Consider the following 13081-nt stretch of genomic DNA (forward strand, 5'->3'; position numbering starts at 1 on the left):
GGTGATGGAGCAGCTCGACGTCGTCGTCCGCGTCGCCGGCGCGACCCTGTTGCTGTTCCTGGCGGCCTTGCTGGCGCGGGAGCCGCGCACGCGGCGGCTGGCGGTCTATTTCGCGCCGATGGCCGTGTGCCTGGCGGGCTTCCTGGCCGGCAATACGCCGGACCCGGCGCTGCGCCTCGGCGGACCGTTGGGCCACATCGGCGCGCTGATCGCCGGCTATGCGGCCGCCTTCCTGTGGTGGTTCTGCCTGGCCAGTTTCGATCCGACCTTCCGGCCGCGCGGCGGGGTGCTGGCGGCGGGCCTGGCCTGGATCGCGATCGCCAGCGCCGATCGCGGCCTGCTGGGTCCGGCGGTCGAGGGCAAGGGCCTGTCCTGGCTGCTGATCGCGCTGGGCCTGTCGATGATCGGCTACCTGGCCTGGCGGCTGGTTCGCGACCGCGAGGGCGACCTGGTCGAGGAGAGCCGCCGCGCCCGGGTGCTGGTCGTCGTGCTGCTGGCCGGACAGCTGCTGGCCGACTTTCTGGTGGATCTGGTCATGGGCCTGGACTGGGGGCCGCCGGCCTTCACCATCGTCCAGAACGCCGTCTTCCTGGCCTTCAGCGCCTGGCTGGCCCTGCGCCTGCTGCCGGTCTCGCCGCCCCTCGCCGCGCCCGCGCCTGTGGTCTTGCCCGCTGCCCTGCCCGCCTCCGGGGACGAGGCGCGACTGGCCGAGCGCCTGCGGGTGTTGATCGAGGTCGAGCGGGTCCATCTTGAGCCCGACCTGACCTTCGCCGACTTCGCCCGCCGCATGGGCGCGCCGGAGAAGACAGTGCGGGCCTTCATCAACCACCGCCTGGGCCACGACCACTTTCGGGCCTTCCTCAATGTCCCCCGCGTCGCCGAGGCCCGCCGGCGCCTGGCCGATCCCGCCCATGCCGGCGACAAGCTGATCACCATCGCCCTGGACAGTGGCTTTGCCTCCCTGGCCTCGTTCAACCGCGCCTTCCAGGCCGTCGAGGGCCGGCCGCCCAGCGCTTTCCGCGCATCTGGCCGGGTTCCGAGGAACGATCCGCCGCCTTCTGAGGAGCCGGCCTGAGCCGCCGCCGCTAGAGCCCTCTCATCATCTGCGGAGGGGTTTCATGGACGGACTCATGGGGATCGGCCTGGTGCTGGCGCTGTTGCTGGGCGCGGGCGGCTTGATCGGGCTGCTGGGACGGCGCGAGCAGTTCTCGCCGCGCTGGTTGCTGGCGGCGGCCGGGCTGGTGCTGCTCAACGATGCGCTGCTGACCCGCTTCTATGGCCGCCTGCCCGACCTGATCCCCGGCCATTGGAACTGGGAGGGCAAGCTCCTGGCCTTGCTGGACACGCTGGCCGTGGCCTCCCTGCCCGCCCTGGGGTGGACGCGCAGCGGCCTGACCCTGCGCCAGGCCGACCTGAAGGCCCCACTGATCGTCGCCGGGCTATATGGCCTGCTGTTCGTCGGCCTGGCCCTGGCCTTTCCCAACGAGCCCAACACCGCCGAGACCCTGGCCTTCCAGCTGACCATGCCGGGCCTGGAGGAAGAGGCCTTCTATCGCGGCGTCCTGCTGCTGGTCCTGGGGCAGGCCTTCACCGGCCGAGTGCGCGTCCTGGGCGTCGACTGGGGCTGGGGCGCGCTGCTGTCCTGCGCCCTGTTCGGCCTGGCCCACGCGCTGGGGGTCTCGCACGGCAAGGTCGGTTTCGAGCCGCTGATCTTCGCCCTGACCGCCGGTCCCTCGCTGATCGCGGTCTGGGTCCGCCTACGCACGGGGAGCATTTTATTGCCCGTTCTGATGCACAACTTTGGCAATGCGGCATCATTGTTCCTCTAAAGCGGCTTTACGTGGCGGCGCTTCCTCGCTAGAAGCGCCGCCGATGACCTTCGCCGCGACTAAAATTATTACCCGCAAAACGACCCGCTTCGGTGGGGCGGCGGGTATGCGCGCGATCTAAGCGGCATCCTCGAACCAGCCCCGCCGATGCGCGGGGCCGGCTCTCACTCACGAGACTGAAAGCTCCCCGCGCTCCCCACACCAGGAGACGTAGACCCGTGAGCTTCAAGTTTTCCCGTACCAATCCGCCCCACGTCGGCGTCGTCGGCGCCACCGGCCTCGTCGGCGGCATGATGCGCGAACTGCTGGCCGAGCGGGACTTCCCGCTGGCCGGCCTACGCCTGTTCGCCTCGGCCCGCTCGGCAGGGACCAAGATCGACTTCAAGGGGACGTCAGTGGTGGTCGAGGACGCCGCGACGGCCGACTTCGCCGGCCTGGACATCGTGTTCTTCTCGGCCGGCGGCGAAACCTCGCGCGTGCTGGCCCCGAAGGCGGCGGCGGCCGGCGCCGTGGTGATCGACAACTCCTCGGCCTGGCGCTCGGACCCCGACGTCCCGCTGGTGGTGGCCGAAGTCAATCCGCACGCGCTGAACAACATTCCCAAGGGCATCGTCGCCAACCCCAACTGCACCACCATGGCCGCCATGCCGGCCCTGAAGCCGCTGCATGACAAGGCGGGCCTCAAGCGCCTGACCGTCAGCACCTACCAGGCCGCGTCAGGCGGCGGGGTCGAGGGCATCCAGGTGCTGTCCGAGCAGCTGCGCGCCGGCGCGGCCGGGGATCTCGACGGCCTGGCCCAGTCGCCGAACGCCGCGCCCCTGCCGGAAGCCCGCAAGTGGGCCGTGCCGCTGGCCTATAACGTCGTGCCGCTGAACTATGTGCTGGGCGAGGACGGCTATACCGAGGAAGAGCTGAAGCTGCGCGACGAGAGCCGCAAGATCCTCGAGCTGCCCGGCCTGCCGGTCAGCGGCACCTGCGTGCGCGTGCCGGTGTTCACCGGCCACTCGCTGTCGATCAACGCCGAGTTCGAGCGCCCGCTGTCGGTGGCCGAGGCCACGGCCCTGCTGGCCGCCGCGCCGGGCGTCGTGCTGGACGACGTTCCCAACCCCTTGGCCGCCACCGGCCAGGATCCGGTGTTCGTCGGCCGCATCCGGCCGGACCCGACCGTCGCGCATGGCCTTGCACTGTTCGTGGTCGGCGACAACCTGCGCAAGGGCGCGGCCCTGAACGCGGTGCAGATCGCCGAAGTGATGCTGGACGCGTAGGGCTCGCTGAGGGGCGGGCGGCTAGAGCATTTTCCGATCCAACTGGATCGGAGAAATGCTCTAGCGTTTTGTTTTGACGCATTTTCTAACGACGAACCGGTATCCACTTCGTCGGAAAATGCTCTAGACCGCTCGCCCCATCGGCCAGTCGACATCGACCTCCGCCGCCAGGAAGTCGATGAACGCCCGCACTCGGGCCGGCAGCGGACCGGCATGGCCGACATAGACGGCGCTGACCGTCTCCAGCTCGCCGGAATTGAAGTCGTCCAGCACCGGGACCAGCCGGCCCGCCCGGATATGGTCGACGATGTGGAAGATGCCGAGCTTGGTGATCCCCTGCCCGGCCAGGGCCAGGTGCGTGGCGCTCTCGCCGTCTCCGACCATGGCCCGGCCGAGCGCCGGATAGCACACCCGCTCGCCCTCGATCTTAAACGGCCACTCGTCGCACTGGCGCGAGAAGTTGAAGGTGATCAGGTCGTGATCGGCCAGGTCGTCAGGATGCTGCGGCGTCCCGCGTCGCGCCAGATAGTCGGGCGAAGCGACCAGGACGGTGCGGCTGTCGCCCAGCTTCTTGGCGACAAGCTGCGAGGGCCGCATCGGCCCGACCCGGATCGCCAGCTCGGTCCGCTCGTCCAGGAGGTCGATGATCTGGTCGGTCAGGGTCACGTCGACCTGGACCTCGGGGTTCAAGGCCGTGAACTTCGGGACCAGGGGCAGCAGGTGATGCAGGCCGAACGGCACATTGGCGTTGATCCGCAGCCGGCCGCGCGGCACGGCGCAGGCGGCGACCGAGCGCTCGGCCTCGTCCAGGTCGGCCAGCACCCGCAGGGTTCGCTCGTGGAAGGTCAGGCCCTCGGCGGTCAGCTGCAGCTTGCGGGTCGACCGGTTGATCAGCCGCGAGCCGAGCCGCGCCTCCAGCCGCGCCACCAGCTTGCTGACCGCCGACGGGGTCATCGACATCGCCTTGGCGGCGGCCGTGAAGCCGCCTTCCTCGACGACGCGGGCGAAGACCTCCATCTCCCCCGAGCGATTGATCTCCGAGCGCGCCATTGTGCCCTCATTTCACAAGTAAAGTTCCTTCATCCAATCTAATTCATCGAACATGCCGGCGCTATCTGGGGGTCCGAACCCAATACGAGAGCCGTCATGCCCCTCGCCCTCTATGCCCTGACCGTCGGCGCCTTCGGCATCGGCGTCACCGAATTCATCATCATGGGCCTGCTGATGCAGGTCTCCGCCGATCTCGGCGTCTCGATCCCCACCGCCGGCCTGCTGATGACCGGCTACGCCCTGGGCGTCTTCGTCGGCGCGCCGATCCTGACCATCGCCACCCGCCGCCTGCCGAAGAAGACCACCCTGCTGGTGCTGATGGCGATCTTCACCCTGGGCAACATCCTGGCCGCCATCGCCCCTACCTACGGCATCCTGATGGGCGCGCGGCTCGTGACCGCCCTGGCGCACGGCACGTTCTTTGGCGTCGGATCGCTGGTCGCCGTCTCGCTGGTGGCGCCCGAGCGCAAGGCCTCGGCGATCTCGATCATGTTCACCGGCCTGACCCTGGCCACCCTGCTGGGCGTGCCGTTCGGCGCGTGGCTGGGCCTGGCCTTCGGCTGGCGGATGGCCTTCTGGGCCGTGGCCGGCGTCGGCGCCCTGGCCTTCGTCGTCCTCGCCGCCTTGGTCCCGAGCGCAAAAGAGACGGCCGAACCCGCGCCGCTGCGCGAGGAGTTCGCCGTGCTGGCCCGCCGGCAGGTGCAGCTGGGCCTGGCCATGACCGTGCTGGGCTTTGGCGGCGTGTTCGCGGTCTTCACCTATATCCAGCCGATCCTGACAGAGCTGGCCGGCTTCTCGCAGGCCGCCGTCTCGCCGATCCTGCTGGTGTTCGGCGCGGGCCTGGTGGCCGGCAACCTGGCGGGCGGCCGCTGGGCCGACAAGAGCCTGAACGCGGCCCTGGCTGGCACGCTGGTCCTGCTGACGCTCGTGATGGGCGCCTCGGCCTTCGCCTTCCATAGCCAGGTCGGTGCTGTGATCGCCGCCTTCCTGCTGGGCGCGGCCGCCTTCGCCACCGTCTCGCCGCTGCAGATGCGGGTGCTGAGCCAGGCCGGCGGCGCGGGCCAGGGCCTGGCCTCCAGCCTGAACATCGCCGCCTTCAACCTGGGCAACGCCTTCGGCGCCTGGCTGGGCGGGGCGGTGATCGACCACGGCCCGGGCCTGTCGGCCGTGCCCCTGGTCGCCGCCGTGGTGCCGTTGTCGGCGCTGGCCCTGGCCGCCTTCAGCCTGCGCCTGGAGCGACGGACGGGTCCGGTCCTGGCCTGAATAGGCAGGGGCCGGGCTTGCTGCTAAGCACCGGCCCATGCTGACCGATCCGTTCTTCTACGCGGTGGCGATTCCCGCCGTGATCCTGCTGGGCCTGGCCAAGGGCGGGTTCGCCGGGATCGGCGTGGTGGCCGTACCGCTGATGGCCCTGGCTGTCTCGCCGGTCGTGGCCGCCTCGATCACCCTGCCCATCCTGCTGGTCCAGGACGTGGTCAGCGTCTGGGCCTTCCGGAAGAGCTGGGACAAGGGCCTGCTGATCCTGATGCTGCCGGCCGCGGCGTTGGGGATCTTCCTGGGCTGGGCCCTGGCCGCCTTCGTCAAGGAGGCCGCCGTCGAGCTGGCCGTGGGCCTGATCTCGGTCGCCTTCGCCCTGCAGCGCCTGTGGGCCGAGCGCGCCGTCAAGGCCGCCGCCCAGGTCGAGGCGGCTCCAGACCGGCCCTGGCTGGGCGCGATCTGCGGCGCGGCGGCCGGCTTCACCAGCCAGATCGCCCACGCCGGCGGCCCGCCCTTCCAGATCTACGTCCTGCCCCGCCGCCTGCCGCGCGACGCCTTCATCGGCACCAGCGCCATCTTCTTCGCGGTCGTCAACTGGATGAAGGTGCCGGCCTACATCGCCCTGGGCCAGTTCACGCCCAAGGTGCTGGCCACCGCCGGCGTACTGCTGCCCCTGGCCATCGCCTCGACCTGGGGCGGGGTCTGGGTGGTGCGCAAGGTGCCCGCCGAGGGCTTCTACAAGGTCATCTACGTCCTGCTGGTCGCGGTCGGCGGCAAGCTGGTGTTCGACGGGGCCAGAGGTCTTTTCTTCTAAGGCCCGGCGTCGCTGATTTTCCCGCGATCGTGTCGCCCACGCCCTTTCGCGGCCACGAAGATCGACGCTTATATGTCACGGAACGATCCTACCGTTCGGACGTACTGAATTTCGCATTGGGCGGGACATGACGACCACCACGACCGACATCATCGCTGCCGAGGTCGCGACGCATTATCCGACCCCGGCCGCCAAGTGCGCCGACCTGATCGTGCACCTGGCGGGCCTGGCCTGCGCCCTGCTGGGCGGCGGCATCCTGTTGGGCCTGGCCTTCGGCGCGGGCAACCTGAAGCAGGTCGCCGCGGTCAGCGTCTACACCGTGGGCCTGATCCTGATGCTGTCGCTGTCGACCGCCTACAACTTCGCCAAGGCCCGCTGGCGGCCGCTGCTGCGCCGCTTCGACCACGCCGGCATCTTCGTGATGATCGCCGCTTCGTACACGCCCTTCACCACCCAGAACCTGCACGGCTGGTGGGCCATCGGCATGACCACGGCGGTGTGGACCGTCGCCGGCGCCGGCGTGCTGGCCAAGCTGTTCCTGCCGGGCCTGGACAAGCGCTTCTGGGTCGGCCTCTACCTCGCCCTCGGCTGGCTCGTTTTGGTCGCCATCAAGCCGATGATCGAAGGCCTGTCCTGGGTGGCCCTGCTGCTGCTGGCCATCGGCGGCCTGGTCTATTCCACCGGCACCATCTTCTACCTGATGCGCCGCCTGAAGTTCCGCCGCGCCATCTGGCACGGCCACGTCATCGGCGGCGCGGGCCTGCACTACGCGGCCGTCCTGGTGGGCGTGGTGCTGGCCGGCGCGCGCTAGAGGACAGCCTTGGACAAGGACCCGAACGGCAAGATCAGCCTGCAAGGCTTCTTCAAGGACAGGAAGGCCACCGATCCGCTGCGCGGCAAGCGCCTGCCCGCCCCGACGTCCGAGCGCCATGTCGAGGCCCTGGGCTTTCCGGGCGTGCGGCTCTCGGTCGACCAGGCCGACGACGCCCTCAAGAGCGCCGCCGACCGCCTGGCCCCGCTGCGCTCGCTGATCGGCCGCGACGAGTTCAACATCCTGGCCCTGTCCGGCGGCGCGTCCGGCGGCGCCTATGGCGCGGGGGTGCTGACCGGCCTGACCAAGGCGGGCCGCCGCCCCGACTTCGCCATCGTCACCGGCGTCAGCACCGGGGCGCTGATCGCGCCCCTGGCCTTCCTGGGCTCGGACTGGGACGAGCGCCTGACCGACGCCTATGTCGGCGGCCACGCGGCCGAGCTGCTCAGCTTCCGCCGCCTGGGGACCGCCCTGGGTCCCAGCATCTTCAAGGGCGAGAGCCTGGACGCCCTGGTCGAGGCCTTCGTCGACCAGGAGATGGTCGACGCCGTCGCGCTGGAACACCTGAAGGGCCGTCGCCTGCTGATCGCCACCACCAACCTCGACAGCCAGCGGGCCGTGGTCTGGGACATGGGCGAGATCGCCAACCACGGCGGCGACGAAGCGCTGAAGCTGTTCCGCACCCTTCTGGTGGCCTCGTCCTCGGTGCCGGGGATCTTCCCGCCCAAGCTGATCGACGTCGAGGTCGACGGCCGCCATCACCAGGAGATGCACGTCGACGGCGGGGTGGCCGCGCCACTCTTCCTGATGCCCGACGCCCTGCTGCACTGGCGCAACCTTGGCCCCCGCTTCCGCCGCGGCCGGGTGCACGTGATCGTCAACACCGTGCTGGATCCCTCGACCCAGTCGACCCCGCCGGGCGTGGCCTCGATCATGGCTCGCAGCTTCGACACCATGCTGCGGTTCTCGTACCGCCAGGCGCTGAGTCTGGCCGCCGGCTTCTGCTCTCGCCACAACCTGCCGCTCTCGGTGGCGTCGATCCCCAACAGCTTCGAGGGGACCAACCTGCTGAAGTTCGAGACCGACCTGATGCGCCGCATCTACGACGCTGGCCATCAGCAGGCGCTGGACGGCACGGTCTGGACCAGCGCGGTGGAAGAGCAGAGCCTGTGGCGCGGCCTCTTCAAGAGACAGTCGAATGCGGCGGGCGCCGGGGTGATCATCCGCGACGAACCCGGCCCTGTCGGCATAGAGGCTCCGCTGGAGCCTTAGCCGCCCCGACCGCCGAACATCGTTCAGCCACGGTTCATACGGCCAAGCTCTAAGCTCCCTGACACTTTACGCATTTTCTGACGACGAACCGGTACCCACTTCGTCGGAAAATGCTCCAGGGGAGCTTTCCAATGCCGAGCCTATCGATGCGAAGCCTTGTCGTCGGAGCTGTCGTCGCCGGCGCGCTGACCACGGTCGGCTGCGCCACCCTCAGCAAGGAGCAATGCCTGAGCGGGAACTGGGGCGCGGTCGGCTATGACGACGGGATGGACGGCCGGCCGATGAGCCGCCTAGACGACCACGCCAAGGCTTGCGCCAAGGTCGGGGTGACGCCGGACCCCGTTCCCTATTTCGCGGCGCGCGCCGACGGGCTGAAGCGCTACTGCACCGAACCGAACGGCTTCCGGGTCGGCCGCGAGGGCAAGCGCTATGCCGGGGTATGCCCGCCGCCGGTCGAGGCTGAATTCCTGGGGGGCTACGCGGACGGCGAGCGGGTCCACGCGGCGACGCAACGGCTGGAGTCGGCGCGGTCGGATCTCAGCTCGGCCGACGCGCGGGCTGACAAGCGCGCCCGCCAGGCCGACGGGGTCGAGGACGAGTTGCGCAATCCCAAGCTCACCGACGCGCAGATTCGCGAGCTGCGGGACCGCCTGAACCGACTGCGTCGCGAACGTCGCGAGGCCATCGAGGACGGCCGCCGCGCCGACGCGGCGATCCGCGACGCGGAACGCGAGGTCGACGACCTCAGAGCGCTGTTCTCGCCCCGCTATGGCGGCTGGTGACGACCTCTAAGCCTTCTTCAGGTGCCGGGCGCGCAGCTTTTCGAGGTTCGGCGGATCGGCGCGGAAGTCCGAGGCCAGGCCCAGGCGGGCGTTGCAGGAGGGGCAGCGGACCGAGTCTTCGTCGGCCAGTTCGGCCGGCGGATCGAAGCGCGTGCCGCAGGGCTTGCACTTCCAGTCGCCGGTCGGCGGCGGGGCTGGCGGCGGAGGCGGGGCGGCGGCCTGGGGCGTGAACACGGTGGCGCGGGCCGACGGCTTGACCATGCGCTCGAGCGGCGGCGGCCCGCCAGGGGCGGCGACCGCGCTCTTGAGGCTCAGGGTCTTGCGGCGCGGGGGCTCGCTATCGCTCATGATCTCGCTTGGCGGCTGGTGGAAGAGACGGCGCTAGCTGCATGAAAGCGGCCCGGAACACAAGCCTAATAGGCCTTTGGTCCGCTCGCTAGCAGCTTGAGCGCGCCTACCACTGGGGCTTGAGACTGAACGACAGGGCTACCACGTCGTCCTTCTGGGTGGCGAGACCCATGATGCCTTCCCGGGCCTTGATCGCGCGGTGGATATAGCCAAGCGACGCCTGCATCGGGCCGCGGCGCCAGGCGACGCCGGCCTGGCTGTCGCCGATCAGCTTGCTGGTGGTGTCCTGGGTCAGGCCCGCGCGGCTCCAGTCACCGTTCTGGCCGCGCAGCATGTTCAGGCCCACGGCCCGGCCGCTGGCGGCGGCGAAGATGTACCAGCGCCCACGATCGCCGAAGCTCGCGCCGTCCTGGACACCGAGCGCATTGGTCACCCGGTCGCCCATGTTCTTCTTCTTGCCCAGGCGCACGGTGGCGCCGGCCTCGGCCGAGCCGCCGGCGGCGCCATAGCCGAGCCCGGCGTGCGGGGTGATGTCGAGGGCGAACGTGCGGCCGTTCAGCGCCACGGCCGAGGGCCAGCCGCGCGTCACGGTCACGTCAACCTCGCGCAGGGCATAGGCGTCGTCGTTGTCTGGGCGGGCCAGGGTCAATGGGGCGTAGGCGGCGGTCGGGGCCGTCCCGGCCATCGAGACGCGCACCGAGTCGATCGGGCCGCCGGCCTGGGACTGGTGGCTGAAGGCGTTGGAGCGCCAGGTCACGGGACCCGCGCCGGCATAGAAGCGATCGGCGTCGAGGATGCGGGCGTCGCCGGCCAGGGCGGCGGCAGGCGACAGCGCGAAACCGCCCCCGACCTCACCCTCGGGCTCGTCGAGATCGCGGACCGCGAAACCCGTAGCGCTCGCGGGATCCAGCGGACGCAGGCTTTCGGGCTTTACCTGGAAGGATATGGGCTTTGCGGGCTCGGGCGTGGCTGCGTCAGCCTTGGTGGCCTTGCCGGCCTTCACAGCCGCGCAGGCGACGCCGGCATGGCCAGCCGCCATGGCCGCGATCACGGCCATCAGGCAGAAAACGGTACGCTCCCCAGCGACCCGCATCACGGATTCCCCATCCTATCGGACACCCAGCCTACGCCCGTTTCGCCGCGTGTCCATCGCGGCGAAAACGCACAGGCTCTGAACCCTTCGTGACAGACTTGGGTTCCCGGAACGTGAAACGGCGGCGCGATATCTCGCGCCGCCGTCATGTTCACAGGTTCTGGTCGCCGGACTTACCGACGGGCCAAGCCTACTGACAGGCGAGGCACTCGTCGTAGTCGGTCTTTTCCGGGACGTCGAAGCCGCCCGCGCCCGGGACCGCCGCGACCTTGTCCTCGGCGCCGGCATAGGCCGCGCGTTGCACCGACTTGGAGCGCAGGTAGTACAGCGACTTCACGCCGCGCTCCCAGGCCTGCCAGTGCAGCATGTGCAGGTCCCACTTGTCGACATCGCCCGGCAGGAAGATGTTGACCGACTGGCTCTGGCAGATTTCCGGCGTGCGGTCGGCGGCCAGCTCGACCACCCAGCGCTGATCCAGCTCGAAGGCAGTCTTGTAGACGTCCTTCTCGTCCTGGCTCAGGAAGTCCAGGTGCTGGACCGAGCCTTCCTGTTCCAGGATAGAGCCCCACACCGCGTCGGTGTTGTGGCCCTTTTCCTCGAGCAGCTTCTCCAGATAGGGGTTCTTCACCGCGAACGAGCCCGACAGGGTCTTGTGGGTGTAGATATTGGCCGGGATCGGCTCGATGCCGGCGGAGGTGCCGCCGCAGATGATCGAGATCGAGGCGGTCGGGGCGATGGCCAGCTTGTGCGAGAAGCGTTCCTTGGAGCCCCGATCGGCGGCGTCAGGGCACGGACCCTTTTCCTCGCCCAGCGCCAGGCTGGCCTTGTCGGCCTCGCGACGCAGGTGCTTGAACATCCGCATGTTCCAGCTCTTGGCCAGGGCGCTCTCGAACGGAACGTTCTGGCTTTGCAGGAAGCTGTGGAAGCCCATCAGGCCCAGGCCCACCGAGCGCTCGCGCATGGCGGCGTAGGCGGCGGTCGAGGCCGCGTCCGGGGCGCGGTCGATGAAGTCCTGCAGCACGTTGTCGAGGAAGCGCATGACGTCCTCGATGAACGTCGGGTGGTCGCGCCACTCCAGATAGGTCTCGGCATTGACCGACGACAGGCAGCAGACGGCGGTGCGCTCCTGGCCCAGGTGGTCGGTGCCGGTGTGCAGCATGATCTCGCTGCACAGGTTCGACTGGCGCACCTTCAGGCCCAGCTCGCGCTGGAACGACGGCATGGCCTTGTTCACGGTGTCGGAGAAGATCAGGTAGGGCTCGCCGGTCTGCAGACGCAGCTCCAGGACCTTTTGCCAGAGGGCGCGGGCGTCGACCTCGCGCAGCACTTCGTTGGTCTTGGGCGAGCGCAGGCCGAACTTAGTCCCGTCGCGCACCGCGTGCATGAAATCGTCGGTGATGGACAGGCCGTGGTGCAGGTTCAGGGACTTGCGGTTGAAGTCGCCCGACGGCTTGCGGATCTCGAGGAACTCCTCGATCTCCGGGTGGTGGATGTCGAGATAGACGGCGGCCGAGCCGCGACGCAGGCTGCCCTGCGAAATCGCCAGGGTCAGCGAGTCCATCACGCGGATGAAGGGGATGATGCCCGAGGTCTGGCCCTGGCCCTTGACCTTCTCGCCGATGGAGCGGACGCCGCCCCAGTAGGTGCCGATGCCGCCGCCGTTGGCCGCCAGCCAGACGTTCTCGTTCCAGACGCTCAGGATGCCGTCCAGGCTGTCGTTGACGGCGTTGAGGAAGCAGCTGATCGGCAGGCCGCGATCCGCGCCGCCGTTCGACAGCACCGGCGTGGCCGGCATGAACCACAGGCGGCTCATATAGTCGTAGACGCGCTGGGCGTGCTCGGCGTCGTCGGCGAAGGCCGTCGACACGCGGGCGAACATGTCCTGATAGGACTCGCCCGGCAGCAGGTAGCGGTCTTCCAGGGTGGTCTTGCCGAAATCGGTCAGCAGGGCGTCACGCGAGCGATCGACCTGCACCTTCTGCACTAGCGCCAGCTGCGGGCGCTTGGCGGGCTTGATGGCCGCCAGTCGGGCCTCGTTTCGGACGCTCGTCTTCGCCGCTTCACTGCCGTTCATGACCAAATCCATTGCTCAATCAGCGTGGTCCGGAGAAGGGAATGCCCCGGCTCAGCCGCTATATCTTGTGGCTGAGGAGCCCCCTCAACCCACATATGGGGCCACAGTGGTGAATGACTCGTCAACGGCCCGAGCTCGAGTTTTTCGTTAACAACCTGTGAACGGGCGCAAGTTGCGTAGGCGGGACAAGGGGTTGCCTAGCCGAACTTTTTTCACCCGCGACAGGACGCCGCAAGACGCTCCAGGACATCCGCCCCCGGACAACAGCGTTCATTAACAGGAGGGCCACAAGGGATAGTGGCCCGCGGTGGAGGGCGCTCGCGCGCTCGCCTCTCGCGCGACCACCGCGAAAGCCCCGGAAACCGGGCCTTCGGGTCAGATATGGGGTCGGCCGCCCCGCCGCCAAGCGGCGCCAGACGGCTCAAATGAAGCAGGCCAGGCGCCGACATAGAGAAAGGGCCCGGCGTCGCCGCCGGGCCCTCCCAA

General features: G+C 69.1%; 13 protein-coding genes. 9 read left to right on the forward strand and 4 right to left on the reverse strand.

Translation table 11 applies throughout. The features are described from left to right. Positions 1 to 4: 4 nt before the first annotated feature. The 4 genes from CSW62_RS22900 (at position 5) to CSW62_RS22910 (ending at position 3094) form a co-directional block, all read left to right on the forward strand. Positions 5 to 1075, forward strand: coding sequence for an AraC family transcriptional regulator (locus CSW62_RS22900; RefSeq protein WP_233206762.1), 1071 nt, complete (start codon positions 5 to 7; stop codon positions 1073 to 1075). A gap of 43 nt (positions 1076 to 1118) precedes the next feature. After that, entirely contained in the window at positions 1119 to 1829 is a 711-nt protein-coding gene (locus CSW62_RS22905) for a CPBP family intramembrane glutamic endopeptidase (protein ID WP_099581790.1), read from the forward strand. Positions 1830 to 1872: 43 nt separating this feature from the next. Next, positions 1873 to 1950: a hypothetical protein gene (locus CSW62_RS26260; RefSeq protein WP_143324468.1), complete on the forward strand. Its 78-nt coding sequence runs from the start codon at positions 1873 to 1875 to the stop codon at positions 1948 to 1950. 97 nt (positions 1951 to 2047) lie between these two features. Beyond that, positions 2048 to 3094 (forward strand): aspartate-semialdehyde dehydrogenase, encoded by a 1047-nt coding sequence (locus tag CSW62_RS22910; RefSeq protein WP_099581791.1) that lies wholly within the window; start codon positions 2048 to 2050, stop codon positions 3092 to 3094. 123 nt (positions 3095 to 3217) lie between these two features. On the opposite strand, the gene CSW62_RS22915 is transcribed toward CSW62_RS22910, so the two are convergent. After that, positions 3218 to 4144 (reverse strand): LysR family transcriptional regulator, encoded by a 927-nt coding sequence (locus CSW62_RS22915; protein WP_099581792.1) that lies wholly within the window; start codon positions 4142 to 4144, stop codon positions 3218 to 3220. A 96-nt stretch (positions 4145 to 4240) separates the two neighbouring features. Here CSW62_RS22915 and CSW62_RS22920 point away from each other — a divergent pair, with 96 nt between their 5' ends. The 5 genes from CSW62_RS22920 (at position 4241) to CSW62_RS22940 (ending at position 9080) form a co-directional block, all read left to right on the forward strand. Beyond that, positions 4241 to 5407: an MFS transporter gene (locus CSW62_RS22920; RefSeq protein WP_099581793.1), complete on the forward strand. Its 1167-nt coding sequence runs from the start codon at positions 4241 to 4243 to the stop codon at positions 5405 to 5407. 37 nt (positions 5408 to 5444) lie between these two features. Beyond that, complete coding sequence (locus tag CSW62_RS22925; RefSeq protein ID WP_099581794.1) at positions 5445 to 6215, forward strand: sulfite exporter TauE/SafE family protein; 771 nt, start codon at positions 5445 to 5447, stop codon at positions 6213 to 6215. Between the two features lie 127 nt (positions 6216 to 6342). Continuing rightward, a complete protein-coding gene (locus CSW62_RS22930; protein ID WP_099581795.1) occupies positions 6343 to 7026 on the forward strand; it encodes a hemolysin III family protein in 684 nt (227 codons plus the stop codon). 9 nt (positions 7027 to 7035) lie between these two features. Then, positions 7036 to 8298, forward strand: coding sequence for a patatin-like phospholipase family protein (locus CSW62_RS22935; RefSeq protein WP_099581796.1), 1263 nt, complete (start codon positions 7036 to 7038; stop codon positions 8296 to 8298). A 146-nt stretch (positions 8299 to 8444) separates the two neighbouring features. Then, on the forward strand, positions 8445 to 9080 hold the full coding sequence (locus CSW62_RS22940; RefSeq protein ID WP_099582426.1) for a DUF2799 domain-containing protein: 636 nt from the start codon (positions 8445 to 8447) through the stop codon (positions 9078 to 9080). 6 nt (positions 9081 to 9086) lie between these two features. On the opposite strand, the gene CSW62_RS22945 is transcribed toward CSW62_RS22940, so the two are convergent. The 3 genes from CSW62_RS22945 to CSW62_RS22955 form a co-directional block, all read right to left on the reverse strand. Further along, complete coding sequence (locus tag CSW62_RS22945) at positions 9087 to 9428, reverse strand: hypothetical protein (RefSeq protein ID WP_099581797.1); 342 nt, start codon at positions 9426 to 9428, stop codon at positions 9087 to 9089. A gap of 106 nt (positions 9429 to 9534) precedes the next feature. Next, positions 9535 to 10521: a lipid A-modifier LpxR family protein gene (locus tag CSW62_RS22950; RefSeq protein WP_099581798.1), complete on the reverse strand. Its 987-nt coding sequence runs from the start codon at positions 10519 to 10521 to the stop codon at positions 9535 to 9537. Positions 10522 to 10711: 190 nt separating this feature from the next. Beyond that, positions 10712 to 12601 carry a ribonucleoside-diphosphate reductase subunit alpha gene (locus tag CSW62_RS22955; RefSeq protein WP_099582427.1) on the reverse strand — a complete coding sequence of 630 codons (1890 nt, stop codon included), beginning with the start codon at positions 12599 to 12601 and terminating at the stop codon, positions 10712 to 10714. Between the last annotated feature and the right edge of the window lie 480 nt (positions 12602 to 13081).

Source organism: Caulobacter sp. FWC2, from assembly GCF_002742625.1.
Taxonomy (GTDB): domain Bacteria; phylum Pseudomonadota; class Alphaproteobacteria; order Caulobacterales; family Caulobacteraceae; genus Caulobacter.

What these genes read in the sequence shown, in the direction of transcription:
- CSW62_RS22940 (WP_099582426.1), top strand. Translation starts at nt 8,445, where the DNA reads ATGCGAAGCCTTGTCGTCGGAGCTGTCGTCGCCGGCGCGCTGACCACG.
- CSW62_RS22950 (WP_099581798.1), bottom strand. Translation starts at nt 10,521, where the DNA reads ATGCGGGTCGCTGGGGAGCGTACCGTTTTCTGCCTGATGGCCGTGATC.
- CSW62_RS22915 (WP_099581792.1), bottom strand. Translation starts at nt 4,144, where the DNA reads ATGGCGCGCTCGGAGATCAATCGCTCGGGGGAGATGGAGGTCTTCGCC.
- CSW62_RS22925 (WP_099581794.1), top strand. Translation starts at nt 5,445, where the DNA reads ATGCTGACCGATCCGTTCTTCTACGCGGTGGCGATTCCCGCCGTGATC.
- CSW62_RS22930 (WP_099581795.1), top strand. Translation starts at nt 6,343, where the DNA reads ATGACGACCACCACGACCGACATCATCGCTGCCGAGGTCGCGACGCAT.
- CSW62_RS22945 (WP_099581797.1), bottom strand. Translation starts at nt 9,428, where the DNA reads ATGAGCGATAGCGAGCCCCCGCGCCGCAAGACCCTGAGCCTCAAGAGC.
- CSW62_RS22900 (WP_233206762.1), top strand. Translation starts at nt 5, where the DNA reads ATGGAGCAGCTCGACGTCGTCGTCCGCGTCGCCGGCGCGACCCTGTTG.
- CSW62_RS26260 (WP_143324468.1), top strand. Translation starts at nt 1,873, where the DNA reads ATGACCTTCGCCGCGACTAAAATTATTACCCGCAAAACGACCCGCTTC.
- CSW62_RS22920 (WP_099581793.1), top strand. Translation starts at nt 4,241, where the DNA reads ATGCCCCTCGCCCTCTATGCCCTGACCGTCGGCGCCTTCGGCATCGGC.
- CSW62_RS22905 (WP_099581790.1), top strand. Translation starts at nt 1,119, where the DNA reads ATGGACGGACTCATGGGGATCGGCCTGGTGCTGGCGCTGTTGCTGGGC.